Origin of the sequence: Brevundimonas subvibrioides ATCC 15264 (assembly GCF_000144605.1) — a bacterium.
GTDB lineage: Bacteria > Pseudomonadota > Alphaproteobacteria > Caulobacterales > Caulobacteraceae > Brevundimonas > Brevundimonas subvibrioides.
Window position 1 is genome coordinate 1,282,431 of sequence record NC_014375.1, and the last position, 17,836, is coordinate 1,300,266.

Below are 17,836 nucleotides of genomic sequence, written 5' to 3' on the forward strand. Positions count from 1 at the left end.
GACCGGTCCGCACGGACCGGTCGCGGACGACACACCGACATCTATTCTGTGGAGCTCCGTCATGGCCATTGATCGCCGTAAAGTCCTTCGTCTGCTGGGCGTCGGAGCGGGGGCTTCCGGCTATGCCGCGACCGGCGCGTCGGCCATGGCGGGCGGCCAGGCCGAGACCGTCACCTTCGACCACGGCGTGGCCTCGGGGGACCCGTCCGAAACCTCGGTGCTGTTGTGGACGCGGGTCGGAACGGAGCGGCCGTCCCTGGATCTGGACTGGCAGGTCGCCGAGCACGAGGGATTTGAAACGATCGTCGCGCGCGGCACGACGACCACGTCGGCGGCGCGAGACCACACGGTCAAGGTGATTGCCGGGGGGCTGAAGCCCGGCCGGGACTATTTCTATCGGTTCGTGTCGGACGGCGGCCAAACCTCGCCGGTCGGTCGAACGCGGACCCTGCCGGCCGCATCATCGGTCGCCCCGGTTGTGTTGGCGGTGGCGTCCTGCTCCCTGCATCCCAACGGCCTGTTCAACGCCTATGACGCCATAGCGAACATGGAACGTCTGGATGCCGTCGTGCACCTGGGCGACTACATCTACGAATATGGTGCGGGCGAGAACGACTACGGCATGGCTAACGGCCGCAGGCTGAACCGTATCCCCGAGCCCGCCCACGAAATCCTGACCCTGGCCGACTACCGGGCCCGTCACGCCCAGTACAAGGCCGACCCGGACCTGCAGGCCGCCCATGCGCGGGCACCGTGGATCGTGGTTTTTGACGATCACGAGACCGCAAACGACAGCTATGACGGCGGGGCCGAAAACAACGAGGCAGGCGAGGCCGACTGGTCGACGCGCAAGGCCGTCGCGCTTCAGGCCTATTTCGAATGGATGCCGATCCGCGAACCCGAGGCCGGCAAGGGCCTGGCCGAGGCGACGGAACGCAGCTTCCGCTTCGGGCGCGCAGCCTCGCTGCACATGGTGGAGACGCGCCTGCTGGCCCGCACAAAACAGCTGGATTACGCGGCCGACTTCTATGTGCCGGGCGCGGACGGCAAGCCGACCCCGGACCGCGACGCCTTCTTCGCCAGGTTGAACGACCCCGAGCGACGTCTGCTGGGCGACCGACAGCTGAGCTGGATCGAGCGTGACGCCAAGGCCGCTGTCGATGCGGGCTGCGCCTGGCAGTTGATCGGCAATCAGGTCGTGATGGCGCGGGTCAAGGGCCCCAACATCGGCGCGATGGTCCCGGCAGAGACCATCGAGGCGGCGATCTCCACCCTGGCTCCCGGCATCCAGACAAGGGTACGCCAGATCGTCGCCCTGTTTGGTCAGGACGTGCCCTTCAATCTGGACGCCTGGGATGGCTATCCGGCCGAGCGCGAGCGGCTGTATGCCGCCCTGAAGCGGGCAGGGGCACGCCCGGTGGTTCTGGCCGGTGACAGCCACACCTTCTGGGTCGATGCGCTGAAGGATGCGTCAGGGGCCAAGGCCGGGATCGAGTTCGGCACGACGGGCGTGACCAGCCCCAGTCCCGCCGGTTTCCTGGGACTGCCCGAGGCCCAGCTGGCTCAGGTCATGGCGGCCCAGAACGAAGAGGTCGAGTACGTCGATTTCGGACCGCGCGGCTATATCGCCCTGACCCTGACGCCCGAAACCGTCCGGGCGGAACTGATCGGCGTCTCGACGATCGATTCCAAGCCCTACACGACCACGGTGGTGCGCCGGTACGAGGTCCGGGCCGAGGGCCGGGGCCAGTTCGGCGATCTGGTCCAGGTCTGACGGTCCGACACACGCGAGGCGTTCAGGAAAAAGGCGGCCGATGCGAAATCGGCCGCCTTTCGTGTTTTTGGATCAGGCCGCGACGGTCTCGCGACCATAGACGGGATCGAGCGCGCCGGAGGCATAGCGCTTGGCCATCTGGGCGGTGGACATGGGGCGGATCTTGGAGGCCTGGCCTTCGCAGCCGAACTGCTGGAAGCGTTCCGCGCAGAGCTTGCGCATGGCTTCCTTGGCGGGCTTCAGATAGGCGCGCGGGTCGAACTCGCCGGGCTTTTCGGCCAGCACCTTCCGGATCGCGCCGGTCATGGCCATGCGGTTGTCGGTGTCGATGTTGATCTTGCGCACGCCGTGCTTGATGCCACGCTGGATTTCCTCGACCGGCACGCCCCACGTCTGGGGCATCTGGCCGCCGTACTCATTGATGATGTCCTGCAGGTCCTGAGGCACGCTGGACGAGCCGTGCATGACCAGATGGGTGTCCGGCAGGCGGCGGTGGATTTCCTCGATGACGTGCATGGCCAGGACTTCGCCGTCGGGCTTCCTGCTGAACTTGTAGGCCCCGTGCGAGGTGCCCATGGCGATGGCCAGGGCGTCGACCTTGGTGCGGCTGACGAAATCGACGGCCTGATCGGGGTCGGTCAGCAGGGCGGCATGATCCAGAACGCCCTCGAAGCCGTGGCCGTCCTCGGCCTCGCCCATGCCCGTTTCAAGGCTGCCGAGCACGCCCAGTTCGCCCTCGACCGAGACACCGCAGCTGTGGGCCATCTCGACCACGCGGCGGGTGACGTCGACGTTGTAGTCGTAGTCGGCGGGGGTTTTGGCATCTTCCTTCAGGCTGCCGTCCATCATCACCGAGGTGAAGCCGTACTGGATGGCGGTGGCGCAGGTCGCGGGGCCGTTGCCATGGTCCTGGTGCATGCAGACCGGGATGTGCGGATAGAGTTCGGCGAGGGCGTCGATCAGCTTGGCCAGGACGATGTCGTTGGCGTAGGAGCGCGCCCCGCGGCTGGCCTGGATGATGACCGGCGCGTTGACGGCCTCGGCCGCCTCCATGATCGCCAGGCCCTGTTCCATGTTGTTGATATTGTAGGCCGGCAGGCCGTAGTCGTTCTCGGCCGCATGGTCGAGAAGCTGTCGCAGCGTGATGCGCGCCATGAGAAATCCCCTGAGACTGTGTTTTGCCCAGCCTTTAGCGGGCGCACGCGCTCAAGTCACGCCGTGTTACATGCGTTTCAGGCGCGGAGCGCCTCGACGCCGGGCAGGGGCTTGCCCTCCATCCATTCCAGGAAGGCCCCGCCCGCGGTGCTGACGAAGGTCATGTCGTCGACGACGCCCGCATGGTTGAGAGCCGAGACGGTGTCGCCGCCACCGCCGACCGCGACCAGCACGCCCGCCTTGGCCAGGGCCGCCGCGTGATGGGCGACGGCGACTGTGGCGGTGTCGAAGGGCGGGACCTCGAACACGCCCAGCGGGCCGTTCCAGATCAGGGTCTTCGAAGCCGTCAGGGCCTCGACCAGGCGGGCGACGGTGGCGGGACCGGCGTCCAGGATCTTGTCGTCGGCGGACAGGGCATCACCGGCCATGAAGACGCGGCTGGCGGCTCCCGGCTTGACCTCGGTGGCGACGACGAAGTCGACGGGAAGGAGCATCTCGCAGCCTTTGGTCTTTGCCTCGGCGATGATCTCCAGCGCGGTGTCGGCCATGTCGCGTTCGGCCAGCGAGCCGCCGATGTCGACCCCTTGTGCGAACAGGAAGGTGTTGGCCATGCCGCCGCCGATGGCGAGCCGGTCCAGCTTGCCGACGAGATTCTTCAGCAGATCCAATTTGGTCGAGACCTTGGCCCCGCCGACGATGCCGATGACCGGCTTCTTCGGATTGCCCAGGGCAGCGTCCAGCGCCTCGAGCTCGCGGCGCATGGATTCGCCGGCATAGGCGGGCAGCAGGCGGGCGAGGCCCTCGGTCGAGGCGTGGGCCCGGTGCGCGGCGGAGAAGGCGTCGTTGACGTAGAGGTCGCCGAGGTCGGCCAGTTGTTGCGCGAAGGCAGGGTCGTTGGCCTCTTCGCCCGCATGGAAGCGGACGTTCTCCAGCAGGACCACGCCGCCGGCGTCGAGGTCGGCGATAGCCGATTTGGCCTCGTCGCCGATGCAGTCGGTGGCGAAGCGGACGGGAGCGCCGAGCAGGTGCTCGAGGTCGTCGACGACCGGCTGCAGGCTCATCGACGGGACGACCTTGCCCTTGGGCCGGTCGAAATGCGCCAGCAGGGCGACCTTGGCGCCCAGATCGCGCAGCTTGTTGATCGTCGGCAGGGCGACGCGCAGGCGGGTGTCGTCGGTAACCTTGCCGCCCTCCATCGGGACGTTGAAATCCACGCGGACGAGGGCGGTCTGGCCGGCCAGGGACCCGGCGTCATCGAGGGTGCGGAAAGTCATGGTCTGCTCCTGTCTCCTCCCCGTCGGCGCAGGCGATGGGGAGGTGGCGCGGCGCCCTTTGCGCCGTGACGGAGGGGTTCTTCACCCCGGAGTTCGGAGAGGCGTCAAGAGCCCCTCCACCCCCGCGCAAGCGCGCGGCGGTCCCCCTCCCCATCGCCAGGAGGCGACGGGGAGGAGACGCGGTCTACATCAGCTTCGCCATCACCAGCGCGGTGTCGGCCATCCGCGTGGCGAAGCCCCACTCGTTGTCGTACCAGGTCAGGACGCGGGCGAGCTTGCCGTCGACGACCTGGGTCTGGGGCAGGGCGGCGGTCGAGGAGGCGGCGATGTGGTTCAGGTCGTGGGAGACCAGGGGCTCGTCGGTGGTGGCCAGGACGCCCTTCATCGGGCCGTCGGCGGCGGCCTGGAGCGCGGCGTTGATTTCCTCGACCGTGACCTCGCGGCCGGCGACGACCTTCAGGTCGACGACCGAGACGTTCGGGGTCGGGACGCGGATCGAGGAGCCGTCCAGCTTGCCCTTCAGCTCCGGCAGGACGAGGCCCAGCGCCTTGGCGGCACCGGTCGAGGTCGGGATCATCGACAGGGCCGCGGCGCGGGCGCGGTACAGGTCCTTGTGCATCGTATCCAGCGTCGGCTGGTCGCCGGTGTAGGAGTGGATCGTGGTCATGTAGCCGCGCTCGATCCCGAACAGGTCGTGCAGGACCTTGGCGACGGGCGCGAGGGCGTTGGTGGTGCAGCTGCCGTTCGAGACGATGATGTCCTCGGCCGTCAGGGTGTCGTGGTTGACCTTGTAGACGATGGTCTTGTCGGCGTTGTCGCCGGGGGCCGAGATCAGGACGCGCTTGGCGCCGGCCTTCAGGTGCGCCTCGGCCTTGTCGCGGGCGGTGAAGATGCCCGTGCACTCGAAGGCGATGTCGACGTTCAGGTCCTTGTGCGGCAGGTTGGCCGGATCGCGTTCGGCCGTGACCTTGATCTTGCCCAGGCCCACGTCGATCCAGTCGTCGCCGTGGCTGATGACGCCGGGGAAGCGGCCGTGGACGCTGTCGTACTTCAGCAGGTGGGCGTTGGTCGCCACCGGGCCCAGGTCGTTGATCGCCACCACCTCGATGTCGCGACGGCCATGCTCGACGATGGAGCGCAGGACGAGGCGGCCGATGCGGCCGAAACCGTTGATGGCGACGCGGACGGTCATGGGCGAGGTCTCCTGAAGCGGTGTTTTCCGGTTGGCGCTTCAATGGAACCCAAGGGCGCGGGGATCAACCCCGCAGGCGTCACATGGCGTGAAGGATTGTATCGCTCAGCCGGTCAGCGGCACCGACAGCCTGGCCTCCAGACCCCCGCCCGGCCGGTTTGACAGGGTCACGTCGCCCCCTGCCGCCCGCGCCGCCTGACGCGCCACGGCCAGACCCAGACCCGCGCCGCCCGTCTGGCGATTGCGCGAGCGTTCCCCTCGGTGGAAGGGCTCGAACACGGCGTCCAGTTCGTCGTCGGCCAGCCCGGGGCCGCCATCGGAGACGGTGATGACCGCACGGTCGCCCTGTCGACTGGCCTCGACGCGCGCGGTGCCGGCGAACTTCACGGCATTGTCGATCAGGTTGGCGACGGCCCGTCGCAGCGCGGCCGGGTCGCCCGTGACCGGCAGGGACTTGCCGCCGACGAACGCGACCGCGGCTCCGGTCTCGGCAAACCCGCTGGCGCAGGTCTCGGCGATCGCGGCGAGGTCCAGCGGCTCGCGGCGCTCGGTCTGGGCCTCGCCGCGAACGAAGGCCATGGCCTGGGCGATCAGGGCGTCCATCTCTTCGACATCCGACGCCATCTTGTCGCGTAGGGCATCGGGTGCCTGTTCGGCGCGAAACCTCAGACGGGTCAGCGGAGTGCGCAGGTCGTGGGCGATGGCGGCGATGGTCTGGGTGCGCTGGCGCATATGACCACGGATCGCGGCCTGCATGTCGTTGAAGGCGGTGATGGCGGTGCGGACCTCGCTGGGCCCGGCGGGGGTCAGGGGCGGGGCATCGGGATCGGCCCCCAGACGCTCGGCCGCCTGGGCGAACACGCGGATCGGCCGGGTCAGCCGACGCGCCATCAGCCAGACGAGCGGGGCCAGAAGCAGGGCGGTGATGCCGAGCGCGATCAGCAGACGCATCTGCCAGGGATCGATCAGGCCATGCGGCGGCTCCACCGTCGCCCAGCGCCCGTCGGGCAGGCGCAGCGAGGCGGCGAAGGGCGTGAAGGTCAGCCGGTCGGCCAGAACCGTGAACCGGGTCTGGCGATCGCCCGGTGCGGCCAACTGAACCGTAACCTCCGGCGGCGTCGCGTTTGGCCCGGCCTGGCCCGTCGAAAGAGGCTCCAACCGGATCAGGGCGCGTCCCAGGGCTTCTTCCAGGGCCCGACGGTCGGGGGGCGTCGGCGGCGGTCCGGGCGGCACCTGGCCCGGTGCCTGAGTGATGACGAAGCGTTCCATGCGGCGTTCGCCGATCTCGACCCGTCCGTCGCGCTGACCGTCCAGCAATCGGGGGCCGGGGCCTCGCCTCTGATTGCCGAATTCGGTGCGCTCGGGGGCCAGGCGGACCTTTACGGCACTGACAGGGACCCCCAGCCGCTGAGCGAGCGCCATGGTGATGCCGGTTTCGATCGGTCCCGGGCCGACCTCGGTCACGCCCGGCTGCGCCGACACCGATCGCCTGAGCGTGCGCCCGTCCGACGTTTCCGCCGGCTTGCCCTGCAGCGCATCGGCGGCTGCGGAGATGCTGAACCCGGCCGGTCGCGGGGCCGGGGCCAGCAGGACGACGGCGAAGGTCACGGCCTGGGTCGCGATCACGGCGAACACGGCCAGCAAGGCGACCTGGACCAGGACCGACAGGGACGACAGGGGGTTCTTCATGCCCGGCCACCGCGTTCGGCCTTTCGCACGCGGGCGTCGAACCGGTAGCCCTCGCCCCGGATGGTGGTGATCAGGTCGCGGCCGGAGCCGTCGTCGAGTTTCTTTCTCAGGCGGCTGATCTGGACGTCCATGGCGCGGTCGAAGACGTCGGCCTCGGTGCCGCGGGCCGCCTCCAGCAACTGGTCGCGGGTCAGGACCCGGCCGGGCCGCTCGACAAAGGCCCGCAGCAGGCCGAACTCCCCGGCCGACAGCTGGACGGGTTCGCCGTTGGACCGCTTCAGTTCGCGCCGCACCAGGTCCAGGGTCCAGCCGTCGAAGGTCAGGGCCGCCTCGGCCGGCGTGTCGTCGTCGCGGGGGCGGCGCAGCACGGCCCGGATCCGGGCCAGCAGCTCGCGCGGATTGCAGGGCTTGGCCAGATAGTCGTCGGCCCCCAGCTCAAGCCCCACGATCCGGTCCGTGTCCTCGCCCATGGCCGACAGCATGACGACCGGCGGGGTGCCCGACAGGCGGCGCACGACCGACAGGCCGTCCTCGCCCGGCATCATCAGGTCCAGCACGATCAGATCCGTGGGCCCGGACGCCAGGGCCCGGTCCATCTCGGCGGCGGAGGCGGCCCCGCGCGCCTCATAGCCGTGCTGGCCGAGGTATTCGCACAGCACCTCGCGGATGCCGGGGTCGTCGTCGACGACCAGGATGCGGGCGGGCGTGTCGCTCATACCGCCTTGATGCCATCCCAACGGCGCCGCGTCATTTCAACGCTGAAACAATCCGCACGCGGCGTGAAATACGGCTGCAAGCCTCGCATGGTCCAAGCGGGGAACCAGAAACGAGGACCCGCCTCCATGACCATCGCCGCCATCGCCCTTGTCGCCGCCCTGAGCGGCATTCCCGTCCTGCACCAGGACGCGCCGCGCACCGAGACGCGCGCGGATGTCCGCATCGTCACCCTGGGTGGACCGGAGGGCCACGGTCCCGGGCGTCTCGATGCCGACAGCGACGGCGTGGTCACGCGCGAGGAGTTCTCCGCGCCCATGGCGACGGCCTTCGATCGCCTGGACGCCGACCGCGACGGGCGTCTGACGACCGAGGAACTGGCGGCGGGTCCCGGTGAAGAGGGCCCTGATGGGCCCGGGGTTCATGTGATGACCATGCGCGGACCGGGTGGCCCGGGTGGTGGTCCCATGGTTTTCAGGGGTGGACGGGAAGGCGACGACGCCCGGGTCTTCATGTTCCGCCGCGAGGGCGGCCCCGAGGGCGGTCCGCCGCCCGGTCCCGGTGGACCCGGCGAGCGACGCATCGAGATCCGGCGCTTCGGCGGCCCCGACGGCCACGGGTCGATGGACGCCAACAACGACGGAAAGGTCTCGGAGGACGAGTTCCTCGCCCCGATGCGGGAGGCCTTCCGTTCGATGGACGAAGATCGTGACGGCGCGCTGGACGACCGCCAAGAGCCGCACGGCCCGCCGCCACCGCCGCCTGCCCCCGCGAACTGAGCGCGGCATCACGACTTGAGAGGCGGGCTTGCCCCGGTCTAGGCTGGCGGGGATGACGCTCCCCGCCCGCCACCCGCGTTCGACAGCCAGAGGTCTCGCCGTGGCGCTGGCGCTGGCCTTCGGCCTGACGGCCGCTGTCCCGGCATCGGCGCACGTCGCGGTCGATGAGGTGGTCGCAGCTCCGGTGCCGATGCCGCGCGCACGGGCGCGGATGAACGCCCGGGTGTTCGACACGGTCTGGAATACGGTCCGTCGCCAGTACTACGACCCCGGGCTGCACGGGGTGGACTGGCACCAGGCGCGCGGGACCTATCGGCCGATGGCCCTGGCCGCGACGGACGATCGCCTGCTGTACCGCGCGATCGGCCAGATGCTGGATCTGCTGGATGACCAGCACGCGGGCGCGATCTCTCCCGCCATGGCCCGGCGTCAGGACGTGGCCCGGACGCGACGGGCGGTGATGGGGGTCGTGCTGTCGCGCGAGACCTCGGATGTCTGGCGCGTCGATACGGTTCGCGCCGGGTCGCCGGCAGAGGAGGCCGGCATCCAGCCGGGATGGCGGCTGCAAAGCGTGGATGGCCAGTCCTGGGGCGTCGATTTCGCCGTGGAGGACGGTCGTCCGCTGCGCCTGGACCTCACCGACGAGGCGGGCGCGCTGCACACCGTCACCGTCGTCCCGCGCGAGATGGAGCCTATTCCGGCCTTCAGCCTGGACGACAGCCGACCGGGCGTGGTCGTGCTGCGGGCCGAGGGTTTCGAACCCGGCCTGGGCCGCTGGCTGGGCGAGCAACTGGCCCGACTGTCACCCGAGACGGATGTGATCCTCGATCTGCGCGGCAACCCCGGCGGCCTTCTGCTCGAGGCCGACGCGACCCTGTCGTGCTTCCTGCCCGCGCGGCAGGACTGGGCGACGCGGATTTCACGATCGGGGCGGCCGGTAACGCTGTCGGTCATGCCGGGATGCGGGCCCCTGCAGGCCCCGATCGCCAACGATGTGGCCCTGCTGGTGGATGGCAACAGCCGCAGCGCCGCCGAGCTGACGCCTGCCGCCCTGCAGGAGGCCGGGCGGGCCCTGGTGATCGGGGAGCACACGGCGGGGGCGGTCCTGATCTCACAGGATATGCGGCTTCCGGACGGCGGGCGGCTGACCCTCAGTCGGGCCGACTACATCACATCGGGCGGGGTGCGCCTGGAGAAGAACGGCGTCGAGCCGGACATCGTGGCGCGGCGCTCCACCGAAGACCTCCGCGCCGGACGCGACCCCGCGCTGGACGCCGCCATCCATGCCCTGGCCCAGCCGGACGCGGTGCAGCGCGCCCAGGCCGCCGCCCGGCGACCCGACCTGTAGTCCAGCGCCTCCGCCTATTCCGCGCTGACCCAGTTTTGCGCCGCATGTGCTGCGTCTATGGCCTCGATCAGCTTCGGATCGGCGCGGAAGGCCTTCAGGTCGTCCGCGGTCATCGTCGCCGTCTCGGCGCAGGCCTGCGAGACATGCGGGAAGTCGGGGGCGACCGAAACGCCGCCATTCTCCGCATCCGCCCAGATCTTGAAGCCCTGATCGGCCAGCATGTCCGGCGCGAACGTCGAGGCGCACTGTTCGACCCATTCCGGATCGGAGCCGGCGAGCATCTTCGGCCCGTACCACCCCGCCAGGGCGGCCGAGTGAACATTCACGACATAGCCGTCCGGCAGCCCTTCCAGCGCGTCGGTCGTCAGGTTGAGCCCCGGGATCGCCCGGGCCCAGTCGATCCGCTGTCCTGTGGCCAGATCATAGGTCAGGGCGGTCTGGCTGTTCGCCGGATAGGCTCCGCCGCAATACCAGTCCTGTGCGATGGAGAACGTGACGTAGCCCGGGCCGGTCATGGGCTTCAGGACGGCGCGGTTCCACTCGCCGTCTCCGCCATCGCAGTCGGTCAGATTGCCCGCGTCCAGGGCGTCGACCGTGTCGAGGTCGGCGTTGATGCTGCGGATCTGGATGCTGTCGCCGGCCAGCCGGGGCAGGGCCTCCGCCATCGGCGACAGGGCCGGCTTCGCCACGAAGGTGACCGCGTCAGTGGTCTGGGTCGGCGGGGCGCCGGCGCGGGCCGCATCGCCCGAACCGCAGGCGGCGAGCAGGAGGCCGGCGAGGGCGGTGAGGCCGAGCGCAGTGGTCGTTCTGACGGTCATGGGGTCCCCCGGTACAGGGGTCGACCCTGGTCCCTGTGGCCGATCATCGCCAGTCTTCGAACCTGACGATCGTCAGCCGGCGGGCTGGATCAGGTCCCAGGCGTTGCCGTACAGGTCCTCGAACACCGCGACGGTGCCATAGGGTTCGTGGCGCGGCGCTTCGCGGAAGTGAACCCCGGCCGCCCGCCAGGCCGCATGGTCGCGGGCGAAGTCGTCGGTCTCGAGAAACAGCCAGACGCGGTCTCCGGCCTGCGCGCCGACGGCCGCGATCTGGGCGGGCGTCGTGGCCCGCGCCAGGATCAGGGAGGTGTCGCCACCGCGCGGCGTGACCCGCACCCAGCGCTTGCCGCCGCCCATGTCGGTGTCTTCGTCGAGGCCGAAATCCAGCTTGCCGACGAAGAAGGCGATGGCCTCGTCATAGTCGCGGACCAGCAGGCTGACCGAGCCGAGACGGCTCATCCTTCCGCCCCCGCGATATAGGGGCCGCCCGGCGCGCCCCACGTCCATTTCGGCATGGGCGAGGACGACGGCAGCGGCACGCCGGGCTGGGAGTTGATCACCGCCAGCCGCGATCCCCATTCCAGATAGCCCACGAAGGCCGAGCGGAACTCGGGATCGTCGGCCAGATGGACGTCGTCGGCAGTCGTCAGCAGCAGGTCGAACCAGCGGCGTCGCTGCGCCTCGTTCAGGTGCCGGTTCAGATGGTGCCCGATCATCCGGACGTGGCCGTCGCCCGAGGGGTCATAGAGCGCAGGTCCCCCCAGCACCTCGCCGATGAAGTCCGCGACGTGGTCCGGATGGTCGGCATCCATGTGCGCGAAGACGGGCGACAGGACCTCGTCCAGCGCGACCCGGCGATAGAATTCGGTCGTCAGCGTCACGAGGGCGTCGCGGCCCCCCAGCCAGTCGTAGAGGCTGGGGGTGCCCGCCATCGCCTAGAGCCGTGCCTTGACGGCGGCGACGACGGCGTCCGCCGTGATGCCGAATTCGCGGTAGAGTGTCTCCGCGGGGGCCGAGGCCCCGAAGCCGGTCATGCCGACGAAGGCACCGTCCTCGCCGATGAACCGCTCCCAGCCCTGCTGGATGGCCGCCTCGACGGCGACACGCACCGTACCCCGCCCGATGACCGAGGCCTGGTAGGCGGCGTCCTGCTGCTCGAACAGTTCGAAGCAGGGGACCGAAACGACACGAGTCGGCGTGCCTTCGCCCTCCAGCGTCGCCGCCGCCTTCAGGGCCAGGGGAACCTCGGTGCCGGTGGCGAACAGGGTAACCCGGGCCTCTCCGGATGCCGTCTTGAGTTCGTAGGCACCCCGGGCGGACAGGTTGTCGTCCGAGGCGGTCGTGCGCACGGCGGCCGTCTTCTGGCGCGACAGGGCCATGGCCGAGGGCGTGGTCTTGTGCTGCAGGGCCAGCTGCCAGCACTCGAACGCCTCGACCGTGTCGGCGGGGCGGAAGACCAGCAGGTTGGGGATCGCGCGCAGGGCCGCCAGATGCTCGACCGGCTGGTGCGTCGGGCCGTCCTCGCCCAGGCCGATCGAGTCGTGGGTCAGAACGTGGATGACCCGCACGCCCATCAGGGCCGCCATCCGGATCGCCGGGCGGCTGTAGTCCGAGAACACCATGAAGGTGCCGCCGTAGGGAATGATCCCGCCGTGCAGGGCCATGCCGGTCATGGCCGCGGCCATGCCGAACTCGCGGATGCCCCAGTTCACATAGCGCCCCTCATAGCCGGGCGCGTCGAAGATCGGCGTGCCCTTGACGAAGGTGTTGTTGGATCCGGTCAGGTCGGCCGAGCCGCCGATCATCTCCGGTACCGCGCCGAACAGGGTCTCCAGAGCCGCGCCGGACGACTGCCGCGTCGCCTGGGCGGGCTGGTCCACGACCAGCTGGGCGATGCCGGCGTTCAGGGCGTCGAAGGCCCGCTCCGGCAGGTCGCCCGCCATCGCGCGGGTGAACTCCAGGGCCTGGGACGAGGCAGCGAGGCGCGCCTCCCAGGCCTTGCGATCCTTGCCGCCGCGTTTGCCGACCTTGCGCCAAGCCTTCTCGACGGGCTCGGGGATGACGAAGGGTTCGTGGTCCCAGGCCAGGCCCAGACGGGTGGCGGCGATCTCGGCCGCGCCCAGTGCCGCGCCGTGGGTCTTGTGGCTGCCTTCCATCGTCGCCGCGCCGCGACCGATCTTCGTCCGGCAGGCGATCAGGGTCGGCTTGTCCTGCTTCGTCGCCCATTGCAGCGCCGACTTGATGGCCTTGGTGTCGTGACCGTCGATCGCCTTGACGGCCCAGCCGGCGGCCTTGAAGCGCGCCTTCTGATCGGTGGCGTCCGACAGGGCCACGGCCCCGTCGATGGTGATGGCGTTGTCGTCCCAAAGGACGGTCAGCTTGTTCAGCCCGTAGCGACCGGCCAGGGCGATCGCTTCCTGCGAGACCCCTTCCATCAGGCAGCCGTCGCCGGCGATGACCCAGGTCCGGTGATCGACCAGATCGTCACCGTATTTCGCCGCCAGATGCCGTTCGGCCATGGCGAAGCCGACCGAGTTGGCCAGGCCCTGACCCAGGGGGCCGGTGGTCGTCTCCACGCCCGGCATATGGCCGTACTCGGGGTGGCCGGCGGTCTTGGATCCCCACTGGCGGAAGTTCGACAGCTGCTCGGCGGTCGCGGCCTTGTAGCCGGTCAGGTGCAGCAGGGCGTAGATCAGCATCGAGCCGTGGCCCGCCGAAAGGATGAACCGGTCCCGGTCGGCCCAGTCCGGGCGGCTCGCATCGAACTTCAGGAACTTCGAGAACAGGACCGTCGCCACATCGGCCATCCCCATGGGCATGCCGGGGTGGCCGCTGTTGGCTTTCTCCACGCCGTCCATCGCCAGAACGCGGATGGCGTCGGCCATCTGTTTCACGGTAGCCTTGTCGGGGGCGGTCTTGGCTTCGGCCACGGGAAATCTTTCGTCTGGGGGCGGAAAAGGCGGGCGCTGCGCTTTACCGCGCGGCGTGGGCGGGTTCTATACGAAAACTGGAGGAAGCGACCGATGGCCGACGCCACCACCGCCGCGCGCGACCGGATCGATCAGGCCCTGGCCCTGCTCGAACGCCGGATCAACGACCTGAAGGGCGCGCCCGTCGCGCCGGAAGACGATCTGTTCGCCCTGCCGCCGTCGCCCGCTGGACTGGCCGCCGACAAGGCCCGCATCGCGGAACTGGAGGCGGCCGGGCAGGAGGCGTCGCGCGCTCTGGCGCAGGCCGCCGAAGCGGTTCGGGCCGTTCTTTCCGAGAGCGCCGACTGATGGCCACGGTCACGGTCGAGATCAACGGACGCCCCTATGCGGTGGGCTGTGCCGACGGTCAGGAAGACCGTGTTCGCGTCCTCGCCAGACAGTTCGACAACAATGTCCGGCAGGTCGCGGCCGACGTCGGTCATGTCGGCGACCTGCGTCTTTTCCTGATGGCGGCGCTGGTCCTGGCCGACGAACTGCACGAGGCCCGGCTGGGCACGGCTGGAGAGGTCGCGCTGCCGACCCCGGCCGCGGCGGCCTCTGAGACCGGCGTGGCCGAGGCGCTGAACGCGGTCGCGGCCCGGATCGAGAAGATCGCGCAGGCGATCTAGAGGCCGGATGCGCAAGGCGCGATGGGCCGCCATTGCCGAAGCGCGATGGGACGCCTATCTTGCTGAGCGGCGGGTCATGCTGTGGCTCACGTCGAAGGCAACATATCCTCGCGGCCTTAATTCACTCGAAGGGATCTGTCCCTGTCTGACCTCGTGGGGTCGGGTACACGGAGCCCACCTGGCTACCCAGGCTCGAGAGGATTTAAACCGTCCTTCACGGCTCTTACGGCGCCGCCAACCTCTTCCCTCATCAGAGCTCCAGACGCGGTCGCTGACTGATCGAGCGCGTGGAGTGCGCCGCCGGTTTTGCTTGAGCGCGCGAGACTGCGGGCCTAGTCTGCGATGCAGATAGGAGCAGGCCATGAAGCGCGGCTGGTTCGGTCCGAAGCGGTGGGGTTGGGGCGCATCGCCTGCAACTGCGGAGGGCTGGGCCGTCATCGGCGTGTTCGTTCTGGCCATGGGCGTGACGGGCTATCTGGTGGATGATCCAGTCTGGCGCTGGGCCCTCATGCTGGTCGAGATCGCGCTCCTGCTGGTCGTGATCGCCCGGACCTACGACAAGAACGCCCGGACAGGCGTCTGACCCTCCCTGACAAACCCACTCTGCGCGCAGAAGCGCGCAACGCCCGCCGTCGTCTCGCCGGGTGCGAACCGCTGGCCGCCGAGCGTGCCGCAGTCTTTGCCGCCGAGCTGCCGCCCGCCACTGTCGTCGCCGTATACCGCGCCATGGGATCGGAGATGGATCCCGAACCGCTCGTTCAGGCCCTCTGGTCTGCCGGCGTCAAAACCTGTCTGCCGGTGGTGCTGGAGCGCGACGCCCCGATGATTTTTCGCTGCTGGTCGCCGGGCGAGCCTCTGGAAGAGGATGCCGCCGGGTGCCCTGCCCCCCTGCCTCTGGCGGAGGTCGTCGATCCCGACCTGATCCTCACGCCCTTGCTGGCCTTCGACGATTACGGCGGCCGGCTGGGACAGGGCGGGGGTTTCTACGATCGCACCTTTGCGGCCCGCCCTGGCGTCATCCGGATCGGCTTTGGCTATTCCGGTCAGCGGGTGGAGCGGCTGCCCATGGAGTCGCACGACGTGCGCCTGCATGGCGTTCTGACCGAGGTCGGCTATACCGCCGCCCGAAAGGTCTAACTCCCCATGCGTCTTGCCTTCTTCGGCGATGTGATCGGCAAGTCCGGTCGCGACGGCCTGTCCGACCATTTGCCCGGCCTCAAGCGGGTGTTGAAACTCGACTTCGTCGTGGTCAATGCCGAGAACGCCGCCGGCGGCTTCGGCATCACCGAGAACACGGCCAAGGAGCTGTTCATGGCCGGGGCCGACTGCCTGACGCTGGGCAACCACTCCTGGGACCAGCGCGAGGCCCTGACCTATATCGTGCGCGAACCCCGCCTGATCCGCCCGGCCAACTATCCCCGGCTGATGGACGCGCCGGGGGCGGGGGCCAATCTGTTCGAGACCCCGTCGGGCAAGACCGTGTTGGTCATGAACGTGCTGGGCCGCATCCATATGGACGCTGTCGACGATCCGTTCGGGGCGGTCGACCGCGAGCTGAACGCCGCCCCCTTGGGTCACGTCGCCGACGCCGTGATCGTCGACATGCACTGCGAGGCCACCTCCGAGAAGATGGCCATGGGCCATTTCTGCGACGGCCGCGCGTCGCTGGTGGTCGGCACCCACACCCACGTCCCGACCGCCGACGCCCAGATCCTTCCTGGCGGCACGGCCTATCAGACCGACGCGGGCGGCTGCTGCGACTATGACTCGGTGATCGGCAACGAGAAGGAAGAGCCGCTGCGCCGGTTCACCACCCGCATCTCGCAGGGGCGCTACACGCCGGCCCACGGCCCCGCCACGATCTGCGGCGTCTATGTCGAGACCGACGACAAGACCGGTCTGGCGGTGCGCATCGAGCCCATCCGGGTCGGCGGACGGCTGAAACAGGCGATCCCGGAAGCGGCCTGACGCTCAGTCGGCGGTGGCCGGCCGCCAGTCGCGCATCTCGGCGATCTCGGCGGTCTGGGCGGCGACGACGCCCTGGGCCATGCGATGGACCTCCGGGTCGCGGCTCTCGCGCAGGGCGACCTCGGCCATGGCGATGGCACCCTGGTGATGGGCGATCATCTTGGCGACATAGGCCTCGTCGACCGTCGCGCCGGACGCCGCGCCCATCAGTCGATGCATCTCCGCCTCCGAGGCCGCGAAGGCCTCATCGCCCGCGCCCGGGGTCGCGCCCGGCGTCGCGGAGCCGTGCGCCGAATGGTCCTTCGGCCCCGACACCTCTCCTTCCACGACCGTCGCGGACTGGTTCTTGGACGACGTTTCCAGCAGGGCCTGCTGCACCGGATCCCCCCCGCCGTCGCAGGCGGCGAGCAGAAGGGGCAGGGCGGCGAGGACGACGAGGCGGCGCAGGGTCATGGGCAGGGTCCGAAGGGAAGGCGAGGCACTTCCTTTGCCGCAAAGCCCGTCGCCGGTCTGCCCCTGATGATGCCGCAGCGGTCAGCGTATCTCCGCCTCGGCCTGTCCCGCGCGCGACTGGTGGCCGAGGAAGACCTCCACCGCCGGATGGTCGGCGGCGAACCGGCGCAGCCGTTCGGCCGAGGTCTCCGCATCCGCCCGCGCCGCCGCCGGGACCGGCTGGGGCATGGCGTCGTCCCAGCCCAGCCGGGTCGAGACCGCGTCGCCGACGACCAGCCTTGGTCCGTCGATCGCATTGACCAGATAGGCCGTCGAACCCGGCGAATGCCCGGGCACGTGCAGGGCCCAGACCGATCCGTCGCCGAAGATGTCGAGGACGCCGGCGAACCGCCCGTCGGGATCGGCCCGGAACGCCCATTCCCTCAGCGGCCCATGGCCCCGAAGGATCACGTCCGCCGGATGCCCGACCAGGGTGTTGGTCCAGCTTCGCTCGGCCGCGTCGCCGGGACCCCCGTGGATCATGACGCCCGGCTCCAGGTCGATCAGCCCGCCGATATGGTCGAAATGCAGATGGGTCAGGAAGACGCCCCGGGGCTGGACCTGGCCTGTCAGCCACGCCGCGGTGGTCTGGGCGATGCGGACGTTCATCTCGGCCAGACCCCGGCGCATGACCCAGTTGAGCTGCGGCTCCAGCCCGGCCGAGACGCCCGCGTCGATCAGATACCGTCCCCGGGTGGGGTGATCGATGACGTAGGCATAGATCGTGGCTTCTTCCGTCCCGGCCGGAACCGCCGCCGTTCGCGGATCGTCGCGGTCGATGAAACTGCCCCGGCCCCCGGTCCAGGTGGCGAACCGGATTCGTCGAAAGGTCACGAGGCCCGGCTTCGCCAGACTGGGCTCCAGCGCGCTTGCGGTCGACGCGACGCCGAGATCGGACGGCAGGGTCGGATGGTGGCTGGCCGGGGTGGCGCAGGCCGAGAGGACGCTGGCCAGAACCGCAGCGCACAGGGCGACACGGCCTGTGCGTCGTGAAAGGATCGGTCGCATCGCTCACCCCGCTTGCCAGAATGGTCA

Annotated in this window: 19 protein-coding genes; 8 read left to right on the plus strand and 11 right to left on the minus strand. The window is 69.5% G+C overall.

Annotation, left to right across the window (positions count from 1 at the left end):
* The first annotated feature begins 61 nt into the window (after nucleotides 1-61).
* The gene (locus BRESU_RS06335) at nucleotides 62-1,774 is read left to right on the plus strand and encodes an alkaline phosphatase D family protein (RefSeq protein WP_013268695.1); all 1,713 of its coding nucleotides are present in this window, start codon (nucleotides 62-64) and stop codon (nucleotides 1,772-1,774) included.
* A 72-nt stretch (nucleotides 1,775-1,846) separates the two neighbouring features.
* On the opposite strand, the gene fba is transcribed toward BRESU_RS06335, so the two are convergent.
* From fba to BRESU_RS06360, 5 genes are all read right to left on the minus strand, one after another.
* Nucleotides 1,847-2,929, minus strand: coding sequence for a class II fructose-bisphosphate aldolase (fba, locus tag BRESU_RS06340; protein ID WP_013268696.1), 1,083 nt, complete (start codon nucleotides 2,927-2,929; stop codon nucleotides 1,847-1,849).
* A 77-nt stretch (nucleotides 2,930-3,006) separates the two neighbouring features.
* Nucleotides 3,007-4,203, minus strand: coding sequence for a phosphoglycerate kinase (locus BRESU_RS06345; RefSeq protein WP_013268697.1), 1,197 nt, complete (start codon nucleotides 4,201-4,203; stop codon nucleotides 3,007-3,009).
* A gap of 184 nt (nucleotides 4,204-4,387) precedes the next feature.
* Nucleotides 4,388-5,395 carry a type I glyceraldehyde-3-phosphate dehydrogenase gene (gene gap, locus BRESU_RS06350; RefSeq protein WP_013268698.1) on the minus strand — a complete coding sequence of 336 codons (1,008 nt, stop codon included), beginning with the start codon at nucleotides 5,393-5,395 and terminating at the stop codon, nucleotides 4,388-4,390.
* A 105-nt stretch (nucleotides 5,396-5,500) separates the two neighbouring features.
* Nucleotides 5,501-7,084: an ATP-binding protein gene (locus tag BRESU_RS16875; protein WP_013268699.1), complete on the minus strand. Its 1,584-nt coding sequence runs from the start codon at nucleotides 7,082-7,084 to the stop codon at nucleotides 5,501-5,503.
* Nucleotides 7,081-7,800 (minus strand): response regulator, encoded by a 720-nt coding sequence (locus BRESU_RS06360; protein ID WP_013268700.1) that lies wholly within the window; start codon nucleotides 7,798-7,800, stop codon nucleotides 7,081-7,083. The genes BRESU_RS16875 and BRESU_RS06360 overlap by 4 nt, the downstream gene beginning before the upstream one ends.
* A 126-nt stretch (nucleotides 7,801-7,926) precedes the next feature.
* On the opposite strand from BRESU_RS06360, the gene BRESU_RS06365 reads away from it, so the two are divergent.
* Both BRESU_RS06365 and BRESU_RS06370 read left to right on the plus strand, forming a co-directional pair.
* Nucleotides 7,927-8,577 carry an EF-hand domain-containing protein gene (locus BRESU_RS06365; protein WP_013268701.1) on the plus strand — a complete coding sequence of 217 codons (651 nt, stop codon included), beginning with the start codon at nucleotides 7,927-7,929 and terminating at the stop codon, nucleotides 8,575-8,577.
* 52 nt (nucleotides 8,578-8,629) lie between these two features.
* Nucleotides 8,630-9,925 carry a S41 family peptidase gene (locus BRESU_RS06370; RefSeq protein ID WP_050762478.1) on the plus strand — a complete coding sequence of 432 codons (1,296 nt, stop codon included), beginning with the start codon at nucleotides 8,630-8,632 and terminating at the stop codon, nucleotides 9,923-9,925.
* A gap of 14 nt (nucleotides 9,926-9,939) precedes the next feature.
* On the opposite strand, the gene BRESU_RS06375 is transcribed toward BRESU_RS06370, so the two are convergent.
* The 4 genes from BRESU_RS06375 to tkt all read right to left on the minus strand — a co-directional run bounded on the left by BRESU_RS06375 (nucleotide 9,940) and on the right by tkt (nucleotide 13,628).
* On the minus strand, nucleotides 9,940-10,743 hold the full coding sequence (locus tag BRESU_RS06375; RefSeq protein WP_013268703.1) for a hypothetical protein: 804 nt from the start codon (nucleotides 10,741-10,743) through the stop codon (nucleotides 9,940-9,942).
* A gap of 72 nt (nucleotides 10,744-10,815) precedes the next feature.
* Nucleotides 10,816-11,202, minus strand: coding sequence for a VOC family protein (locus BRESU_RS06380; protein WP_013268704.1), 387 nt, complete (start codon nucleotides 11,200-11,202; stop codon nucleotides 10,816-10,818).
* Nucleotides 11,199-11,675 (minus strand): group II truncated hemoglobin, encoded by a 477-nt coding sequence (locus BRESU_RS06385; protein ID WP_013268705.1) that lies wholly within the window; start codon nucleotides 11,673-11,675, stop codon nucleotides 11,199-11,201. The genes BRESU_RS06380 and BRESU_RS06385 overlap by 4 nt, the downstream gene beginning before the upstream one ends.
* Nucleotides 11,676-11,678: 3 nt before the next feature.
* Nucleotides 11,679-13,628, minus strand: coding sequence for a transketolase (gene tkt / locus BRESU_RS06390; protein ID WP_050762545.1), 1,950 nt, complete (start codon nucleotides 13,626-13,628; stop codon nucleotides 11,679-11,681).
* A gap of 138 nt (nucleotides 13,629-13,766) precedes the next feature.
* Here tkt and BRESU_RS06395 point away from each other — a divergent pair, with 138 nt between their 5' ends.
* The 5 genes from BRESU_RS06395 to BRESU_RS06415 all read left to right on the plus strand — a co-directional run bounded on the left by BRESU_RS06395 (nucleotide 13,767) and on the right by BRESU_RS06415 (nucleotide 16,309).
* Entirely contained in the window at nucleotides 13,767-14,021 is a 255-nt protein-coding gene (locus tag BRESU_RS06395) for a hypothetical protein (RefSeq protein WP_013268707.1), read from the plus strand.
* Nucleotides 14,021-14,341 carry a cell division protein ZapA gene (locus tag BRESU_RS06400; protein ID WP_013268708.1) on the plus strand — a complete coding sequence of 107 codons (321 nt, stop codon included), beginning with the start codon at nucleotides 14,021-14,023 and terminating at the stop codon, nucleotides 14,339-14,341. The genes BRESU_RS06395 and BRESU_RS06400 overlap by 1 nt, the downstream gene beginning before the upstream one ends.
* Nucleotides 14,342-14,702: 361 nt before the next feature.
* Nucleotides 14,703-14,924, plus strand: coding sequence for a hypothetical protein (locus BRESU_RS06405; RefSeq protein WP_013268709.1), 222 nt, complete (start codon nucleotides 14,703-14,705; stop codon nucleotides 14,922-14,924).
* A 20-nt stretch (nucleotides 14,925-14,944) separates the two neighbouring features.
* Complete coding sequence (locus BRESU_RS06410; protein WP_280990778.1) at nucleotides 14,945-15,478, plus strand: 5-formyltetrahydrofolate cyclo-ligase; 534 nt, start codon at nucleotides 14,945-14,947, stop codon at nucleotides 15,476-15,478.
* Between the two features lie 6 nt (nucleotides 15,479-15,484).
* Nucleotides 15,485-16,309 carry a TIGR00282 family metallophosphoesterase gene (locus BRESU_RS06415; protein WP_013268711.1) on the plus strand — a complete coding sequence of 275 codons (825 nt, stop codon included), beginning with the start codon at nucleotides 15,485-15,487 and terminating at the stop codon, nucleotides 16,307-16,309.
* Nucleotides 16,310-16,312: 3 nt separating this feature from the next.
* Here BRESU_RS06415 and BRESU_RS06420 read toward each other — a convergent pair whose 3' ends face one another.
* A complete protein-coding gene (locus BRESU_RS06420) occupies nucleotides 16,313-16,762 on the minus strand; it encodes a DUF305 domain-containing protein (protein WP_013268712.1) in 450 nt (149 codons plus the stop codon).
* A gap of 81 nt (nucleotides 16,763-16,843) precedes the next feature.
* On the minus strand, nucleotides 16,844-17,809 hold the full coding sequence (locus tag BRESU_RS06425; RefSeq protein WP_013268713.1) for an MBL fold metallo-hydrolase: 966 nt from the start codon (nucleotides 17,807-17,809) through the stop codon (nucleotides 16,844-16,846).
* Between the last annotated feature and the right edge of the window lie 27 nt (nucleotides 17,810-17,836).